Consider the following 18,079-nt stretch of genomic DNA (forward strand, 5'->3'; position numbering starts at 1 on the left):
ACTTAGTTTATACTCCTTGCTATGTTAAATGCTTCTGCGTAATCAGTACCCACTGCTACACCCCAGCGTTTAGCTTGTATGGTAAGGGCTTCAGGTGAACGGGGATGCGGATATGGTCGCTTTTCAAACTCGTAGCTTTCCATGCCCTTTATTTTGGCTTGCACATCCGCCTCGGTAACGCTTACAAAAAAATTAGGGATAAAATGACGGGGGTCGGTAGACACCCTCCATTCAGTACCCGATGGGGTTTCAAATGTTATAATGGTTTTTACCTTTTCGTGCTGCATTGGACGACAGGCAGTAACCACGGCTTCAAAAGTGCGTTGATGGTCAACATTCACGTCCCCTCCGTGGTGAGTAAATATCACTTCAGGGTTAAAAGCCGTTTTTTCTTTTTCTATTACTTTGATAATGTCCAATAGGGCAACGGTATCAAAGCGATTGTCGGCAAAATCATAAATGCTTACAGTATGATAACCAATAGCTGCCTGCGCATTTTTTATGTTTTGACGGTGGGTAGCCAACTCAGCTTCCCATTTAGCCACATCACGAACGTCAGAACGTGAGGTGATACCTTCTCCTAAAATTACCACGTGAGTAGTAACTCCGTAATCTTTTATCAAACGGTGCATGGTAGCTCCAAGCCCCAACAATTCATCGTCGGGGTGGGCCACTACCACCATTATGCGTTTATTTCTTAGTGATTCTAACATCGGCTATTATACTTTCATCACCTTGTAATGAAGCTCTTTTAAACTCAAATCTAAAATTACCTGCTTCAACAAAGGCATTAGGATATCCTTCACAATCCAGCATACGGATGTAATCATACACTTGCTCCAGTGTTTCAAGCTGGGCAATATTACTATCCTCGGGTTTGCGGCGTTTAAATACTACCGCTTCGCCTTGTTGCGCAACAGGTTGTGTATTGTTTACTATGATTTCTTCTATCATTCCCTTTATTATCACAGCCATGCGGATAAATATCTCTTCGGCTGTGCCGTACAAACTAACAGGACGTTTCAGGTAAACCGGGCCGGTATCTAACCCTTCTTCAACTTTAATTGCAGAAATTTTTGTTTCTGTATGCCCGTTTACTATCAGGTTTTGCAGCGGACTACCTCCACGTCCGTAAGGTAAATCGGTCATGTGGAATACCACACACGTATAGTTCTCAAATATGTCTTTGGGAATGATATACGACCAATGGGGAATGAATATGTACTGGGGTTTTACCTCATTCAGTTTTTCAACCGTAAAGTCCTCTTTACGGTCAATATGCAGCCACTCTTCGGGCTTTTGTGCCGAAAGTTCCCTAAAGAGGGTAGTGTGCCACGTTTTAGGTGTGAGCAGTATGTATTTTACAGAACTTCCCATGTTAGCGGTGTTCCTGCTTTTATATCACGTGAAGCGGTTTTACCCAAAATGGTTTCGTAGAATTTTGGCTGCATCCCATCACCGGGGCGAATTACACGAAGGTTATCAGCAGTAAAAGTATCGCCTGCTTTTACATCTTTCACTACGTATAGTGAACGTTTAAAACGAAGGCTTTTCTTTTCAGCTTCTTGTACTCCATAAAACACTTGCCCCATCGCCAAGAAAGCACGTTCGCTCTCTATCACAAGGTTCTTTAATTCTTCCGGCTCGATAGAGAAAGTACTATCCACCCCGCCATCTGCACGACGAAGTGTAAAGTGTTTTTCAACCACTCTTGCACCCAATGCTACCGCAGCAACTGCTGCACCAATCCCCATTGTATGGTCTGAAAGGCCAATATGGCATTTAAATAACTCACGCATATGAGGTATGGTAGCCAAGTGAGTATTCTCAGGAGTTGCAGGATAGGTGCTAGTGCATTTTAGCAATACCAAATCTTTGCAGCCTGCATCGCGCAAGGTTCTTACTGCTTCATCAAGGTCGGTAATGGTAGCCAACCCTGTTGACATAATAACAGGTTTACCTGTGGCGGCTACTTTTTTCAATAAAGGCCAGTCTGTATTTTCAAACGAAGCGATTTTATAGGCTCCAACACCCAACTCTTCCAAAAAATCAACGGCACTTTCATCAAACGGGGTACTAAATATCATTAGCCCTCTTTTACGGGCATGGTCAAACAAGGGTTTGTGCCATTCCCAAGGGGTGTGAGCCTCTTTGTACAAATCATACAAATTGCGGCCTTTCCACAATGAATCGGGGTCGTTAATATCAAACAAACCTCCTGCCGCATTAATGGTCATGGTATCAGGGGTATAGGTTTGCAGTTTCACAGCATGAGCACCGGCATCAGCCGCTGCATCAATAATTGCAATTGCCCGCTCGATAGATTGGTTGTGATTGCCTGACATTTCTGCAATCACAAAGGGCTTATGCCCTGTGCCAATGGTTATATTTTCTATTTGTATGTCTTTCATACTATGCTAAGTCTTCAAATAAATGTATAAAATTTTCGACTGAATTGAGAGGTTTATCCAGCACTCCCACTTCGGTTTCAGCAGCGAGAAGATGGTTAATATGCTCCCCTGTTATTGTATTAAAATCACCCAAACCACCCGCCAAATGGTTTTGTACAAAACCATTATAAATAAGGTGTTGGTTTTGGGTATAATATCCCGCAAAACATTTTAACCCGCGTGAGTAGCTTTCTATCAACACAGTGCTGGCTGAAATAAAGGCATGAGTGCAAGCATCCATAACCTCAACTATCTGCTGTGCTGATAGGTTAAAATGCAAGGTTATTGGATGAGTTGTAGACAACTGCCGTAAATTGCTTAACAAGGTTTCTTCAAACTGTGCAGAACACAATATGTGTATGTGATTAAAGCTATTAGTTGCAATAAGTGCCTTGCATATTTTAAGAGTAAACCCAAAATAATCGCTGCCCCCTAAACTTATATAGGCTATTTTGTTAGTATAGTCTTTTGGTTTAAGCGGCATAAAAAAGGGTTTGCGCAAAATGGCATACTCTAAGCCTAAACATAAACGGGCGTTGGTGTTATAATCTTCCGAATCAACACCGGGTGCGTGGTTAATAATCGCATCAGCAAAAGGGTAATCTCTTAACAAATCATCCAGCCAAACCTGTTTGCAACCTATACTTTTCAAACCTTGTTGGTAACCCATCCCGAAATGATAGCCGTCAACAACTACAATATCCCTTTCGTCTACAACATTTTGCAGATCAAAAGGTAACTGGTTCTCAGCGTTCATCTTATCAGGTAGTGGGTAGTTATATTCAGTATCCAGGCTAATCACTTGGCATACTTTAGAAATTTGGTCTTTGATAAAACCATCAGGACGGTTTATTGCAAAAACACATTCGAAATCGTTGTAAAGCATTCCCGCCAGTGCCAATGTGCGGTACACATGGCCAAAACCTATGGTATGGTTTCCATCGGCGCGAAATACGATGCGTTGCATTATAAAAATTTGCGGAAAACAGGTTTGGCAGGTTCGCCTACCAAGTATTTCTCATACCCTTCTTCTAAACCCATTTTGTAAACTTCAAGCGATTGACGCATGGCTTCTGCAAAGTATTGCACATCCAACTCGGTATGGCTGAAACAAGGAACAAATGCACCTTGGAACAATACTCCGCGTTTAATCATTTCTTGCTGTGCAAGGGTACGAAGACCTGCATTAGGCTGACCTGTTTTATCTTTAAAATTAAACAAGGTGAACCAATTGGCAGGTACTACTTCAACGTAATTTTGCAAGCCTTGTTCAGCAATTACCTCGTTATTAAGTTTTATAAATAAATCGCCAATGGCTTGGTTGTGACCTATTACATCGTTCTTTTCAAACTCCTCAATGGTAGCAAGACCAGCAACTATGGCATGGGTCTCCCCACCGTGAGTGGTTGAAGTCAAAAACACTTTCTCTTCTCCCGTTCTTCGAATACCGCCCAACTCCATCACTTCTTTCTTGCCAGTAAGTGCACAAAACGAATACCCGTTTGCAATCCCTTTACCCCATGTAGCCATATCAGGCTCAATGTTGTATTTGGTCATTGTACCTGGGAAAGCTGTTTTGAAGCCGGTAATCATCTCATCAGCAATAAATAGTGCTCCGTTTTGGTGACACAATTCAATGGCAGCACGCAAATAATCAGCAACGGTTTCATCACAATTACTGCGTTCGGGCTCTGTAATCACGCAGGCAATTTGACCGGGATATTGGGCAAATAAGTCTTTTAATGATTGTAAATCATACCCTTTAAAGGTTACCGAAAGCTCGGTTATTTCATCAGGAACACCTTTGTTACAAGCTGTTTTGCCAATGAACCAATCGTCGTAAGAATAAAATGGATGGTCGCCGGGGAATGCTACTAATTTACGGCCTGTATATGCACGCGCCAGTTTAACTGCCGCTGTGGTAACTATTGAACCGTTTTTGGCAAACTTCACCATATCGTGTTGGGGAACTAACGACAGGAATTTTTCTGCCATTTCCATCTCTAAATAAGACGGGCGTTGAAAGTTCACACCGTTATCTAACTCAGCTTTAATTTTCTCAACCACGGGACCGTAAGCATGACCTAAGCCTACCGAGGTAAGCCCCATTGAGCAATCTAAATATTCATTACCGTCAATATCCCACACGTGTGAGCCTTTGCCATAAGCAATGGCTGCGGGAGATAATTGAGGAAACTGGTCGTCACCTTTTGAATAGGTGTGGGCACCACCCGGTATTAAATCATGGATTTTGCTACGGTACACATCCGACTTGGCAAAGTTGGTGATGGTACGTAATTGTATTTTATCTTGTGCAAACGATTTCATAAGTCCCTCGTTTCGTTTTATATATGCGTTAATTTCAAAAAGCTCTTTGTGTGTATCTAAGTAGCCTACGTAATCTTGCCACCCTTTATCATCCCCTATAGCTTGAACTAATTTGCTTATCAGCTCAAAGTCAGAAGCCTCGTCTACAGTTAAGCGATACCCTGAATAATCTTGTTTGTTTTCAAAACTGATGCTTTTAAACAACGTTCCGCCTTTGGCTGTTGAGTTTTTCCAAATGTATGGGGTTACGTGCTCACGTTCTGAGGTAAGAACAGCTTCTTTCCAAGCCTTTTCCAGTGCGCTAAACTTCATTACTTCCACATCTACCCCATCAGGATAAGTAGGGTTCATTGTGTTGGAGCAATAATCGCAACCGTTGCTAATGCAGGTTTCTATTACGGCATCTATTACCGTAGCATCTATTAACGGGCAATCCGAGGTGATACGCACCACGTAATCGGGTTGCTCGCTTTTAACGGCTTGGTAAAACCTGTCCAGCACGTCGTTTATAGAACCCCTGTATGCCTTCAAACCCATGTTATAGGCAAGGGTCTCAATTGCATCGGCTTCTTTCTCTACCGTTGTAGCAACTATTAACCCATCAATTTTTGATGACTTAAGTGTACGCTCTAGGTGCAGTTGCAGCAGGGTTTTCCCGTTGACGGTTTTCAGCACTTTACCCGGCAATCTAGATGAACCATAGCGGGCTTGTGTGATGGCAATAATTTTCACTTCCAGTTTTTGGGATAAAGAAGTTCTGTTTCTGCTACGTGAATAGCGTTTATGCGGCTAACAATATTTGTAGGCAGCTCCGTATTTGAATAGGAAAGATTTTGTTGTAATTGTTCCAGCGTGTCAACGCCTATCAGCACATTGTCAATTTCGGGTTGAGCTAATGCGTATGACAGTGCTAATGCCTCCATACCCATACCGTTTTCAAACTCATTAACCGTTTGCATATACGGTTTTAATGGTGTCAAGTAGGCTGGATAATCGTTTAGGTTTTTAAAGAATAGTCCTTGCAAAAACACTGAACGTACTTGTATTTCTTTGCCCTTTTGCTTGGCTTGTTTTAGTAACGCACCACGTTGGCTGTAGTTATCCAATAAGTTAAAGGGCAGCTGAATTGCATCAACTTCGGGGGTATTAACAGCAATCTCAAATTCATTATTGCCGTAAACAGAAACCCCGATTTTGTTTATTAGACTTTGGTTTTTAAGCACCTGTAACTCCGTTAAGGTTTCAGGAAACTCCAGCATTTCATCAAAACGGTGGTAAAAATAAATATTTACCTGTTCTGCATTTAGTTGGTTAAGTGAGTGAGTAAGCTGGGCTTCAATACTTTTACCTTTTTCAGCCTTAAATTTGGTGTTTATCTCAAAGCGAGTTTTTGAAACGGAGAAAAACTCTCCAATCAATTCTGAAGCATTACCATAAGCATCGGCCGTATCTAATATAGTTACGCCTGCTTTGGCAGCTTCTTCAAATATTTTGAACACTTGTTCTTTTGAGGGTTTGCCCGCAGAATTATTAATTCCGTAATCTAACCCAAACTGAACCGTGCCCAGTATTAGTTTATTGTTCAAAATGGGGATTAAAGCAGCTAACTATTATCCTGTCTTCAAACTTGCCTTCAACCACATAATGGTTAAATAAGCGACCTTCAATTATCCAGCCTGCATTGGTATAGGCTTTGGTACTTCCTATGTTAGAAGCATACATACCGCCTGTAAGTTTCCGAATATTGTATTTCTCAAACGCAAGTCTGTTCCCAAGTTTAATGGCTTCAGTTGCATATCCCTTACCCCACTGCTCCCTGTCACCGATAACGGTAACCAAGTCTGAAAGACCGTGTTTCCAATCAATAGGACCTACTTTTAGGTTCCCTATATGTTTACCCGTTTCTTTCAAGCAAATAGCGTACATAAAATACGTTTTTGTTGCCCTGCCGTGTTCAAAGTACCTGATTACATCTTGTACAGTCAAAGCATGGCCATCTACCTCTAAAAACTTCGTAACCTCGTCGTTTTTAAACCAATCTAAATAGCTTTCTTTTATATCTTCTGCTACTAACTCGCGTACAAATAAGTTTTTACTCTCCATTTTCAAGAAAATTAAGTACTGACTTGATTACAAACTCTTGTTCATCATTGGTTAAGGTTGGAAACATAGGTAAACTAAGGCATTGCGAGTAATATTTCTCAGCCTCAGGCATATCTCCCTTCTTCCATCCAAACGTTTGATAATAAGGCATGGTATGCACGGGTATATAATGTACCTGTGCAAAAATATTGTTTTTGCGTAGATGATTATACAAACCAGCTCTATCTTCTACTTGGATAACATATAAATGATAAGCGTGGCCTTTAACAACACCAGATTGCGAAAGTATTTTTGAATCGCCTTTAAAAGCAGCCTCATACTTAGCAGCAATTTCCCTTCTTCTTTCTAAACCCCAATCAGCACGGCTTAATTGGGTAATACCCAAGGCTGCCTGAAAATCGGTTAGACGATAGTTGTATCCCAGCTCTTGCATTTCATAGTACCACCCGCCATGATTTTCTTGCATCACTGCCGGGTCTTTGGTAATACCATGTGTACGCAATACCATTAGTTTTTTGTACAACTCTTCGCTGTTGGTAGTTATCATTCCGCCTTCTCCGGTTGCTATGTGCTTAACCGGATGAAAAGAGAACACCGATACCTCAGCAAAGTTTCCGTTTCCGCAAAATTGTTTTTGGCCTTTTGAGTCAGTGAAATATCCACCCGGGGCATGACAAGCATCCTCAATTATCCAAAGTCCGTGTTCATCGGCCAATTTACGGTAGGCTTCCAAATCAACTGCAAAACCGGCAAGATCAACAGGTATTATTCCGCTAAAAAATCCTTTTGGTTTAGATTTTATCAGCTCCTCAACTTTATTGATATCTAAACAATACGTTTCAGGATCAATATCAGCAAAATATACATTACCGCCACAATACCTGATGCAATTTGCTGAAGCGGCAAAGGTGATTGAAGTAGTAATTACATTACTGCCTTCTTTTACTCCCAAAGCCATTGCACAAATGTGCAATGCCGCAGTAGCATTTGAAATTGCTATCGCATACTTGCTGCCCACGTATTGGGCAAACTTTTCTTCAAAACGTGCGATGTTAGGTCCCTGAGTAAGGAAATCCGATTTCAGCACTTCAATAACAGCAGCAATATCTTCGTCTGTTATATTTTGCTTGCCGTAGGGTATGGGCTTTTGCATAGTAGGCGATTATTAAACATTAAACGTTGAGTCAACGTGTTCTTTTATAAGCTGGCGTAACGATTCAACAGTTTCCCATTCGGTATTCTCCTCAGAATTGTATCTAAAACCGGGAGTAACTTTGACCGCCTTATGATAGGTTAAGAACTCATCTAAACTCCACGAATGGGTGGCGGGTAGAATTGCATAGTACTTACCTAAATCATAGGTATAGAATGAATCAGAAGAAGTAATCATTTCTTCGTGAACCTTCTCTCCGGGTCTGATACCCACAATGGGCTTTTCACATTCGGGGCCTATTGCTTCCGCGATATCTAAAATACGATAAGACGGGATTTTAGGCACAAAAATCTCACCACCCCAAGCATGGTCTAAGGCATGCATTACCATATCTACACCGCCTTGAAGACTAATGTTAAAACGGGTCATGTTTGGGTCGGTAATAGGCAATTTACCTTCTTTCTTTTTCTTGATAAAGAAAGGAATTACGGAGCCATTTGATCCCATTACGTTGCCATAACGCACCACAGAAAACTTTATTGGGTTAGCTCCCCTTATATTATTAGCTGCCACAAACAACTTATCCGAAGCAAGCTTTGTTGCTCCATACAAGTTAATAGGTGCCGCGGCTTTGTCGGTTGATAATGCTACCACTCGTTCTACTTGTGTATCAATGGCTGCATTAATCACGTTTTCTGCACCCATGATATTAGTCTTCACACACTCCATAGGGTTGTACTCAGCAATGGGAACATGTTTCATGGCCGCTGCATGTATCACATAATCAATGCCTTTAAATGCTCTTTTCAAGCGCTCATAATCCCTAACATCACCAATAAAAAAACGGATTTGCGGGTATAAATGGCCGGGATACTGCTGAGCCATCTCAAATTGTTTTTGTTCGTCTCTTGAAAAGATTACCAGCCTTTTAACTCCTTCACACTTGTTCAAGATGTGGCTGGTTAGGGCTTTACCTAATGAACCGGTACCACCGGTAATTAATATTGATTTATTTTTAAAATCCATTATAACAGTTTTATAGGCGTTTTGATTTTATGTAATTTTTTAACGTGTCAATACTTGCCATACGGGTTACTACCAACAAACCTGCAAATGCCGCTACTAAAGCTAACCCAAAACCTAATTGTAAATAGCTGTTGGGTTGATAATTGGCAAACAATACCGATACGGCAACTAATACCAGACCCAATAAACCACTTTTAATGATTAGTGGCACGTTGGGATTGAAATTAAACATTTTGCGGGATATAAATACTGAGAACAACATGATGATGATATTCTCAATAAACTTGGCTAAGATTAATGCATAATAACCCCATTGCTCAATGAATAACAATGCTATTGCAAGGTTAGAGACAAATCTGGTTACTGCAATTACGCTCACCCATGCAGTCTTTTTACTATAATACATCTCGTTCGAGTACATCACAGTAAGCACTGTTGGCAAAAAACTAATGGCCATAAAAGGTATAAGTTCAGCTGCGGGGTGGTATCTTTCAGGGGTTATTAAATGGATTAAGGATGGCGTTAATGCTGATGCTGCAACAAACATAAAGATGGCCACTAACCATATTTTTTTGCAAGCATCTTCCAATTTTTTATAGCCTTCCGGCTCGTCTTTTTTGCGGGCTTCAAAATAGATGGGCGAAAAGGCTGTGTTAAAAGCCTCGCTTATAAGGTATAACGGCGTGATAAAACGCATCGCCAATGAATATAAACCTACCGCTGCTAATGATGAAAAACCTGATAGTAAAGACCTTGAAAGTAAATTACCAAAAGGAGTAACAAAATGCGAAGGCAATATATTTAATGCGTATTTGAACGATGGAGTAAGTAATTTGAAAGAGAAATTACCCCCCATATCTTTCCGCAAATAAAATTGTGCCTGAATAAAGAAAATAGTTGACCCCATAAGACTGGCACCAACAATTCCTAATGCGCCTAAATCAAATCCAACAACTAAAACGATTGCCGTTATAATACCAACTAAAGAAGTTACTATACTTAGTTTGGCAGAGTATGCAGATTGTTTGCGGGCTTGTAATAATCTCTTTTGTATTTCAGAGTTTGCTGAAAATATATCAGCTAGTAATACAACACCCACAAAAGGCCACAAAGGAAGGCCGGGAACTAATTTATGCAGGAAAAAATACGAAACAATATAAATTAGGGCTGCCATCCCCACACTTATAGCCAGTAACGACCAATAGATTGTTGTTATATAGTCCCGTAACTCCGGACCTTCTTTATGCTCATAGTAAAAACGAGACACCGAACCGGGGAGTGCTAAACGCATTAAGATAAGTGAAAATGCGCCAAAAGCGGTTGCCAACTCTACTATACCATAGTCCTCAGGGGTAAGGTACATTGTGTACAGCGGAATTAGAAAAAAACCAATTACTTGTGGCAAAAACTTACCAATGCCATAGTTAAGGGTTGCCCCGCCTATTTCTTTAAGCTTGCTGCTCAAGTAATGTTATTGGCTTTTTTATATAAATATTCGGCAAACTCAAAGTCCATCATACTGTTTATATCCGCTGAGGTTTCAGCTGGCATTACGTATGCTAGGCTTTTTTTACCTATCACGTCGGGGCGGGTTTCTAAATCCTTGCGCCATGTAACATATACCGCGCAATTCCGCACGTAAACATCGGGCAACTCATGGGCAGCAAACCTACCTTTTTCTTCTTCGATATAGGGCATTAACTCTTCGCCCTTCAACACCTTCAATTTCACAGGGTGCACCATGTGGTCAATCTTCACTACGCTTACTGAAGAATCGGCATCGGGGTTATTGGCCAATAACTCAATGGTATTGTCAATATCTTCAACGTAACGTAGCGGTGAACTGGGTTGCAGTATCACTACCATATCATAGGTGTACCCTTTTTGAGGCTCAAGTACCGATAATGTGTGCCTCACAAACTCAATAGCAGGTGAGGTATCGGTTGAAAATTCTTCGGGTCTTTTCAAGCTGATAACCCCTTCATAGTTTCGACCGATATTGAGTACTTCCTCGCTATCAGAGCTTAGCACTACATCAGTTATCTGTTTTGACTGTAAACCGTGTTTAATGGTAATATCCGTTAGCGTAGTACCCGCAAACGGACGGAAATTTTTTTGCAACACCCTTTTAGAGCCTTCGCGCGCAGGAATAATTGCTAATATTTTATACTTGTTGTGACTCAAGTTGAAGTGCTTTTTTTAATTTTTCCAGCAAAAACAATTCAGTTTTTGCAAAGGATTCGTAAGTATTACCACCAATGTGAGGTGTGATAATCAAGTTGCTGTTTTGCTTTGCATAAGCTACCAGCGTGTTATCAGCTGTATTGTATTCGTCTTCTATCACATCCAATGCGGCACCGGCTATGGTTTTGCCGCTCAATGCCGCAACTAAATCTACACTGTTTATTACGCCACCTCTTGCTGTATTTATCAATACAGCGGTCGGTTTCATTTTTTGCAGCAAAGAAGCGTTTACTAAATGATGTGTACTATCGTTATAGGCAACGTGAACGCTTACTATATCTGATATTGCAAACAGTTCATCAATAGAATCAACTTTATTGCAAATAGAAGTATCAAAGTCTTTTACATCATAGCCATATACTTCGGCACCAAAGGCTTTGAAAAAGCCTGCCGTAATAGTGCCTAGACGACCTACCCCTAATATCCCTACCTTTTTCCCGAATATTTCGTGGCCTTTAAATAAATCACGATCCCAAACACCTTCTTTTACTGAAGAAACTGCATGGGAAACATGACGGAGCAGCGAAAGTGTAAGTCCGATTGTATGTTCGGCGGTGGCACGAACGGTTTTTAAAAATTCGGTCTCACCACGAAGGGCTAGCACTTTTATACCCCTTTTCTCACAAGCGGCTAAATCTATATGGTCAAGCCCTGTAACAGGACAAAGTATATATCGACAACGAAATTGAGGCGGAAAATCCTTTTCCTCAATTTTGAATTTCAGCCTAAACCAAAACACATCATAAGCAGCCAGCGCATCGGTAAGGTTCTCTTTCTCAATATCACGCAAAGTAACATTACCTAGCTGCTCCAAACCTTTCACGGCTTCGGGGCTAAAGTTCAGGGTTTCTGCGATCAGTATGTTAAGCTTTTGCGCCAAGCGAAATGTATTCGGTTGAGTTGTTTTTCCCCCCGGGTGCATCATTGGTGTCTACACGGTGTAAAAACAACGGATTATTTAGGTTTTCAGCGGTGTTTACTCCTCGCCACATGGTTAGAGCAAATTTCACATTCGTTTCCTCAAAGGCCGGAGCGAGGTCGGTATTCACCGCATCCTTACCACCGTATGGGTATGAAAACGATATTACAGGTTTACCCGTAACATTTTCTAAATAGTTTATTGATTGTTGAATATCGGTTTTTGCAACTTCAAAAGACTTTGTAGCCAATGGAATGTGTGCACAACCGTGCGAACCTAAAACACCAGCATTGGCAAGCGTTATCAGGTCTGTTTCGTTCATGTATAATTGGTTGGCAAAGTCGGTTTCGTTGCTCACCAAACGACTAAAGAAAAAGTTAGTGGCTTCTTCTTTTTGTTCTTCGGTCAACACAAAGTTCAAGAAGTACTTCACTTTGCGAGCCGTATCATCATCGTAGCGGTATTGGTTGGCAAGGGCTGCCATATCAAATTTTACATTTGATACATTGTATTTTTCATCCAACAAGCTAAACAAATCACTATCTGTCATTTGTGTACGCACATAATGCAATTTATGTACGTTAAGTACCTTACGGTTTTGTACAGCGTCAGTGGGGACGTATAAGATTGAAGGGATGCCTTTTTCTTTCAAAAACTCAAAAGCAGCCATTTGTTCCTTCAATCCATCGTCAATGGTAATCAGACAAAAGTCTTTATCAGGATAGTTTTTTGTTGAAACGGCTTCTGCCAACTTCTCCTGTGATATAAACTCGTAATATTTAGCCAATTCATCTACCTGCCTGTTTAAAGCAGCCCTACTTACAGGATAAATACCTGAAGCATAGGTTTCCTCACGGAAGTAATGAAAGTTAACTATTAGTAGCCTCAAACCGTTTATTTTTTGGGGACTCGGGTTCGTGTTTGCACCAAATCTTCGTTGGTTGTATATAATATGTCACCCACTTTAATTTGGCCTTTTATGTCGTTACCTTCAATATCTGTTACAGAACATACTATTAACTCACCCCCGTTTGCAGATATTGTTATCCAATTTTTGTTCTTGCGGTGAACGATACCACGTTGAAACGGGTGCGTGTATCCATCAGTAGCCTGTGAATAAGCCTCTTTTAGAATAATCACTTTATCATTCCACCGTGTTCTAGCCCCTGCGTAGGGATCGTCGAAAGCACACACAAAACGTTCAATTTCTTGCGCACTCCAATCCCAATTTACCCATCCGTTAATGCGTGCATCTAAACGAGGCCAGTATGAAGAAAGATACTCGGGGATAATAGCATCATTTATCTCTAATCCCTCGGCTTTAATCTTATTAAAGAATGTTCCTAAAAAAGCAACATTTTCAGTGGCATATTGCTTCATATAATCGGCAGGTTTACGGTTGGCTGTAGACCAAATAAACTCTTCATAGCCCACTATAACACCACGGTCTATTTTATCTGTAAGTTGATGCAGAAGACACATACCTGTGCGGTGTCCCATAAATATCAACCAAGAATAAATCGTGCCTCCCCTATCTTTTGGAAGCTTCGTACCGTGTAGATTTAAAATGTTTCCTTTAAGTACGTCTTTAATATACTCTTTGGTAAATATCCAAGGTGCCCCTACTGAAATTGCTACTGAACTATTCATATCACCCAAAGCTTTAACTACTTCGGGTGTTGTAATATCATCACTAATTATACTCTCGGCCTTTGCAGCTAAAACAGCATCATTAAAGCTTTGTCCATTTTCTGTAACACGGTTGGCTTGTGAAGTGTTTGAAACAATTAGCGTCTCAAACCCAACTTCGGCAGCAAGGGCGGCAGCTCCAGCTGTAATATCATTAAACCCAAAAAATATAACTTTACTTATTGCTGCCATTATCTAGGTTAAATCGTAACCATTTTCGCGAATAAGGTGTTCCTTTTCGTTAAAGGTTTGTGAGGTGTAACGTCCAATCTTGACCGGGATAATTTCAATCCCAAAAGATTGTTTAAATTGAGTAATCCCTGCTTTTGAAGGGTCGTTCAAATCAACTCCGCCCAAATCAAGGGTTGCAAATCCGTTTTCGATACCGTATTTACAAAATTCAAATATGATACGCTTGGTACTTGCACCGCTGAGTGCGTTTGAAATTTCAGTTTGGTCGTTAGAACGTTTAGTAGAATATATTCTGCCCAACCGAAGTTTGTTTCCTGTAGTATAAGCGGTTACTCCGGCTATGAAATGCCCGTTAAACGCTGCAGAAAAAACAATACTATTTTTCAATTCCGACTCAGGCACCGGATACCATCCCCGCTCGTTTTCACACCGTTTGTAGAACTGAAAATAGGAATCAAAATCATCAATAGCATGTGTAAACGACAACTCTTCAGTTGTCTCCGTTCCCCTCACATGTTGGCGATTTTTTTTGTTGAAGTTAGCAAACACATGATCCAGACCTTTTGTAAGGTCTATTATTCCTGCATTTTTATCAATCGTGTTATATTCCGGGTCTTCAAATCCTCCATAAGAGATTACAAACGAATAATCATAGTCGGCCTTTAGCGAGGCTGTAAACTCAGGAGTAACTGAGTTTGCCAACACACGATGATATTTAAGCCCTAAAATTTCTGCTGTCAGCATTAGTACATCAATATTTTCTCGATAGACAACGGTGCTTTAGCCAATATGTCGGCTATTTGTGTACCGGCGGTACCATCACCGTAAATCTTATCAGGGCTGTAGTGCCCGTTAGCAATTTGCGCTTTTATAGCCTGCTTAATGGCTTCCTTATCGTAATCTACATCCATTACATTTTTACCGCGCTCACGACCTGCTTGACGGCCACCGATGTTCACAACAGGTATACCTAAGTATGCACATTCACGGATACCAACACTTGAGTTTCCTACCAAACATTGTGAGTTTTTAAGTAACAGAAGAAAATCGTTGGGCTCCATGTTTTTGAAGAAATGGAAGTTTGAAGCGTCGCGATGTTCGCGGAATACGCGGATACCTTTTGAAGTGCCGTCAGCACCGGCATCTACGTTTGGCCAAAACCACAACACGGGTATGTTTAGTTCGGCAACCGCATCCAATGTTTGTTCGATATGAGTGCGTGATTGACTATACTCGGTAGTTACCGGATGTTGCATAACAACAATATAGCCTTTGCTGATATCTACTTCCTGCCCTGCCCCTTTGTACTTATCAAACGGGTTAAAGGTTAATGCGGGATTTTGTAAAATTTCGTCGGCAAGGTCAATAGACGGGCAACCTGTTAAATGGACTTTCGTTTCATCTTCGCCCATTTTAACTACACGTTCTTTTGCCTTGGGTGATGCCACCAAATGCAAATCGGCAAGTTTGGTAATGGCATGACGAACTTTTTCATCAATATTACCGGTAACCTCACCGCCCTGAACATGCGCTAAAGGAATGTTCATGTACGATGCCGCAACGGCTGTAGCCATGGTTTCAAAACGGTCGGCAACAGTTACCACAATGTCGGGCGACAGGTTATCAAATACTGTTGAAAGCTCCAAAATACCAATGCCGGTTGTTTTGGCAGCTGCGGTAAGGTTTTCACCTTCCAACACGTTAAACACCTTGGCGGCAATTGTAAATCCATCCCTTTCAATAACATTTACGGCAGAGCCATACCTGTCTAGCAATGCTGAAGCCGCAATTACTAATTGCAACTCCAAATCGGGGTGATCTTGTATGGCCTTTAATGCCGTTTTAATGCGGCTGTAGCTTGGCCTTGCTGTTACTACTACACAAACTTTGCGTTTGCCCATTAATTAATATCGTTTTCGGTTAAAAAATCCCACTTACTCAAATCACGGGCAAGGGTTTTGCCCAATACATTTTTGTACAATGTGGTGCTTATACCATATCCCGCAGGTTTTTTACTTTCTAAATCATCGAAAGTAAGTATGTGCCCAGCCGGAAGGTTTTTGTTTACAGCCAGCGATTTGCCAAACATGGCCTTTAGCTGGGTATACTTTTCAGTATTGTTTTTATCAACAGGATTAGCCAACGAGGTGCTGATATAATTAACCCCTTCTGAAAGCTGTTTCACTTGCTCTATAGTAAGTGATGATGAAGCGTCGGGGCCAAACATCTTTTTATCAAACACTACGTGAAACTCTAACAATTCTGCACCTAATGCTACTGCTCCCAAACTTGGATATATAGTTCCTGAATGGTCTGAAAGGCCCACTTTCAGTCCGTAACGCTCCTTCATTTGAGGGATTACGTTAAGTCCTGAGTTTTCAGCACTGGTGGGATATTGGGTAGTACATTGAAACAGAATAATATCATTACCGAAGCCTTTTATAAAGTCTACGGATTTATCCAGCTCTTCAAAGCTGCTCATGCCTGATGAAAGCAGAATGGGTTTTCCGGTTTGAGCAATCTTTTCAAGCATTAAAAAGTTTGAAACTTCGCCTGAGCCAATCTTGTAGTTTTTAACCCCTATTTTCTCTAGCAAATCAACAGCTGCTTGTGAAAATGGTGAAGCGCCAAACTCCATTCCCTTGTCTTCGCAGTGTTGCTTCAAGCCTGCCCATTGGTCGGCAGTAAACTCCATACGTTGCCAGTAATCGTAACGTGTATCGTCTTCATAACTGAACTTAACACGGAAAGGTTCATACTGACTGCTTTCAGCTTCAGCAATGTGAACTTGAAATTTAACCGTATGAACACCGGTACCTGCTAAAGCATCAATGTATGAGTGCGCTAAACCCAAGCTACCTTCATGCGCCTGCCCTATTTCGGCTATCAGTTCTACTTTCAATGGTTTACGCTTTTTATTTGGTAATACTCCAAATACCAATCAACAAAGGCTTTCATTCCTTCTTTAACGGTTGTTTGGGGTTTAAAACCGGTATAGTCTATAAGGCTTTGCACATCGGCATAGGTAATGTGCACATCACCCGGTTGCAAAGGCTTCATTACCTTTTCAGCTGTTTTGCCCAAGGTTTCCTCAATGGCAGTAATAAAGTCCATTAAGTTAACCGGGCTATTGTTACCAATATTAAACAACTGGTAGGGTGCAGAACTATCATTGGGTGATAGATTACCCTCTTCGGTTTGTACATGCGCTACGGGAGGTTTATCCAACAAGCGACTGATGCTCTCCGTAATATCGTCTACATATGTAAAGTCACGCTTCATATCGCCGTTGTTAAACACGTCGATAGGCTCTCCTTTTAGTATCTTATTGGTAAAGATAAAATAGGCCATATCGGGCCTTCCCCAAGGACCATAAACTGTAAAGAAGCGCAAACCCGTAACAGGCAAATTGAATAAATGGGCATACGTATGCGCCATCAGTTCGTTGCTCTTTTTAGTAGCAGCGTATAGAGATATGGGGTGATCTACGTTTTGAGTGGTGCTGAACGGTATTTGTTTATTCAGCCCGTAAACTGATGAACTTGAGGCAAACACCAAATGTTTGATGTTATTATGCCTGCAAGCCTCTAATATGTTTAAAAAACCTTGTATGTTGCTATCAACGTAGGCTTGAGGTTGTGTAATAGAATAACGAACACCTGCTTGTGCTGCAAGGTTCACTACAACTTCAAATTGTTGCTCCGAGAATAATTGCTCAAGCAAGGGCTTATCTTCCAGCTTTAACTGGATAAAGCTACCACAAGTTTGACTATATAACGGCTGGCCATACTGAATGTCGGAAACATCAAAACCTTGATCTTTTAGACGGCCCATTTTTAATTGTGGGTCGTAATAGTCGTTTAATGAATCCAATCCCCACACCTCGTGTCCTTGTGCAGATAGCTTCTTCACCAAATGATGCCCTACAAATCCCGCTGAACCGGTAACTAATACTTTCATTTTATTAAATCGCGG

General features: G+C 41.0%; 18 protein-coding genes. All 18 read right to left on the bottom strand.

Annotated elements, in window-relative coordinates; all coding sequences use genetic code 11:
• Positions 1-2: 2 nt before the first annotated feature.
• From F9K23_13350 to F9K23_13435, 18 genes are read right to left on the bottom strand one after another with little or no spacing between them, the layout of a single operon-like run.
• Positions 3-713 (bottom strand): PIG-L family deacetylase, encoded by a 711-nt coding sequence (locus tag F9K23_13350; protein ID KAB2914709.1) that lies wholly within the window; start codon positions 711-713, stop codon positions 3-5.
• Positions 691-1,377, bottom strand: a complete 687-nt coding sequence (locus F9K23_13355; protein ID KAB2914710.1) for a methionyl-tRNA formyltransferase — start codon at positions 1,375-1,377, stop codon at positions 691-693. The genes F9K23_13350 and F9K23_13355 overlap by 23 nt, the downstream gene beginning before the upstream one ends.
• On the bottom strand, positions 1,362-2,411 hold the full coding sequence (gene pseI / locus F9K23_13360) for a pseudaminic acid synthase (protein ID KAB2914711.1): 1,050 nt from the start codon (positions 2,409-2,411) through the stop codon (positions 1,362-1,364). Before pseI ends, F9K23_13355 begins: the two co-directional genes overlap by 16 nt.
• A gap of 1 nt (position 2,412) precedes the next feature.
• Positions 2,413-3,417 (bottom strand): hypothetical protein, encoded by a 1,005-nt coding sequence (locus F9K23_13365; GenBank protein ID KAB2914712.1) that lies wholly within the window; start codon positions 3,415-3,417, stop codon positions 2,413-2,415.
• Positions 3,417-5,510 (bottom strand): glutamate-1-semialdehyde 2,1-aminomutase, encoded by a 2,094-nt coding sequence (locus F9K23_13370; protein ID KAB2914713.1) that lies wholly within the window; start codon positions 5,508-5,510, stop codon positions 3,417-3,419. The genes F9K23_13365 and F9K23_13370 overlap by 1 nt, the downstream gene beginning before the upstream one ends.
• Positions 5,507-6,373 (bottom strand): aldo/keto reductase, encoded by an 867-nt coding sequence (locus F9K23_13375; GenBank protein KAB2914714.1) that lies wholly within the window; start codon positions 6,371-6,373, stop codon positions 5,507-5,509. The genes F9K23_13370 and F9K23_13375 overlap by 4 nt, the downstream gene beginning before the upstream one ends.
• Entirely contained in the window at positions 6,354-6,881 is a 528-nt protein-coding gene (locus F9K23_13380) for a GNAT family N-acetyltransferase (protein KAB2914715.1), read from the bottom strand. The genes F9K23_13375 and F9K23_13380 overlap by 20 nt, the downstream gene beginning before the upstream one ends.
• Positions 6,871-8,034 carry a UDP-4-amino-4,6-dideoxy-N-acetyl-beta-L-altrosamine transaminase gene (gene pseC, locus F9K23_13385; protein ID KAB2914716.1) on the bottom strand — a complete coding sequence of 388 codons (1,164 nt, stop codon included), beginning with the start codon at positions 8,032-8,034 and terminating at the stop codon, positions 6,871-6,873. Before pseC ends, F9K23_13380 begins: the two co-directional genes overlap by 11 nt.
• A 12-nt stretch (positions 8,035-8,046) precedes the next feature.
• Entirely contained in the window at positions 8,047-9,060 is a 1,014-nt protein-coding gene (gene pseB / locus F9K23_13390) for a UDP-N-acetylglucosamine 4,6-dehydratase (inverting) (protein ID KAB2914717.1), read from the bottom strand.
• A 10-nt stretch (positions 9,061-9,070) separates the two neighbouring features.
• A complete protein-coding gene (locus F9K23_13395) occupies positions 9,071-10,525 on the bottom strand; it encodes an oligosaccharide flippase family protein (GenBank protein KAB2914718.1) in 1,455 nt (484 codons plus the stop codon).
• Positions 10,522-11,244, bottom strand: coding sequence for an acylneuraminate cytidylyltransferase family protein (locus F9K23_13400; protein ID KAB2914719.1), 723 nt, complete (start codon positions 11,242-11,244; stop codon positions 10,522-10,524). The genes F9K23_13395 and F9K23_13400 overlap by 4 nt, the downstream gene beginning before the upstream one ends.
• A complete protein-coding gene (locus F9K23_13405; protein KAB2914720.1) occupies positions 11,225-12,229 on the bottom strand; it encodes a hypothetical protein in 1,005 nt (334 codons plus the stop codon). The genes F9K23_13400 and F9K23_13405 overlap by 20 nt, the downstream gene beginning before the upstream one ends.
• Positions 12,168-13,175: a polysaccharide deacetylase family protein gene (locus F9K23_13410; GenBank protein ID KAB2914721.1), complete on the bottom strand. Its 1,008-nt coding sequence runs from the start codon at positions 13,173-13,175 to the stop codon at positions 12,168-12,170. The genes F9K23_13405 and F9K23_13410 overlap by 62 nt, the downstream gene beginning before the upstream one ends.
• Positions 13,118-14,104: a hypothetical protein gene (locus tag F9K23_13415; protein KAB2914722.1), complete on the bottom strand. Its 987-nt coding sequence runs from the start codon at positions 14,102-14,104 to the stop codon at positions 13,118-13,120. Before F9K23_13415 ends, F9K23_13410 begins: the two co-directional genes overlap by 58 nt.
• A gap of 3 nt (positions 14,105-14,107) precedes the next feature.
• Complete coding sequence (locus F9K23_13420; GenBank protein KAB2914723.1) at positions 14,108-14,848, bottom strand: hypothetical protein; 741 nt, start codon at positions 14,846-14,848, stop codon at positions 14,108-14,110.
• Positions 14,848-16,005 carry a UDP-N-acetylglucosamine 2-epimerase (hydrolyzing) gene (gene neuC / locus F9K23_13425; GenBank protein KAB2914724.1) on the bottom strand — a complete coding sequence of 386 codons (1,158 nt, stop codon included), beginning with the start codon at positions 16,003-16,005 and terminating at the stop codon, positions 14,848-14,850. Before neuC ends, F9K23_13420 begins: the two co-directional genes overlap by 1 nt.
• Positions 16,005-17,006: an N-acetylneuraminate synthase gene (locus F9K23_13430; protein ID KAB2914725.1), complete on the bottom strand. Its 1,002-nt coding sequence runs from the start codon at positions 17,004-17,006 to the stop codon at positions 16,005-16,007. Before F9K23_13430 ends, neuC begins: the two co-directional genes overlap by 1 nt.
• Positions 17,003-18,064, bottom strand: a complete 1,062-nt coding sequence (locus F9K23_13435; GenBank protein KAB2914726.1) for an NAD-dependent epimerase — start codon at positions 18,062-18,064, stop codon at positions 17,003-17,005. The genes F9K23_13430 and F9K23_13435 overlap by 4 nt, the downstream gene beginning before the upstream one ends.
• Positions 18,065-18,079 lie beyond the last annotated feature (15 nt).

This window comes from Bacteroidota bacterium (assembly GCA_008933805.1).
Classification (GTDB): domain Bacteria; phylum Bacteroidota; class Bacteroidia; order UBA8524; family UBA8524; genus SB11.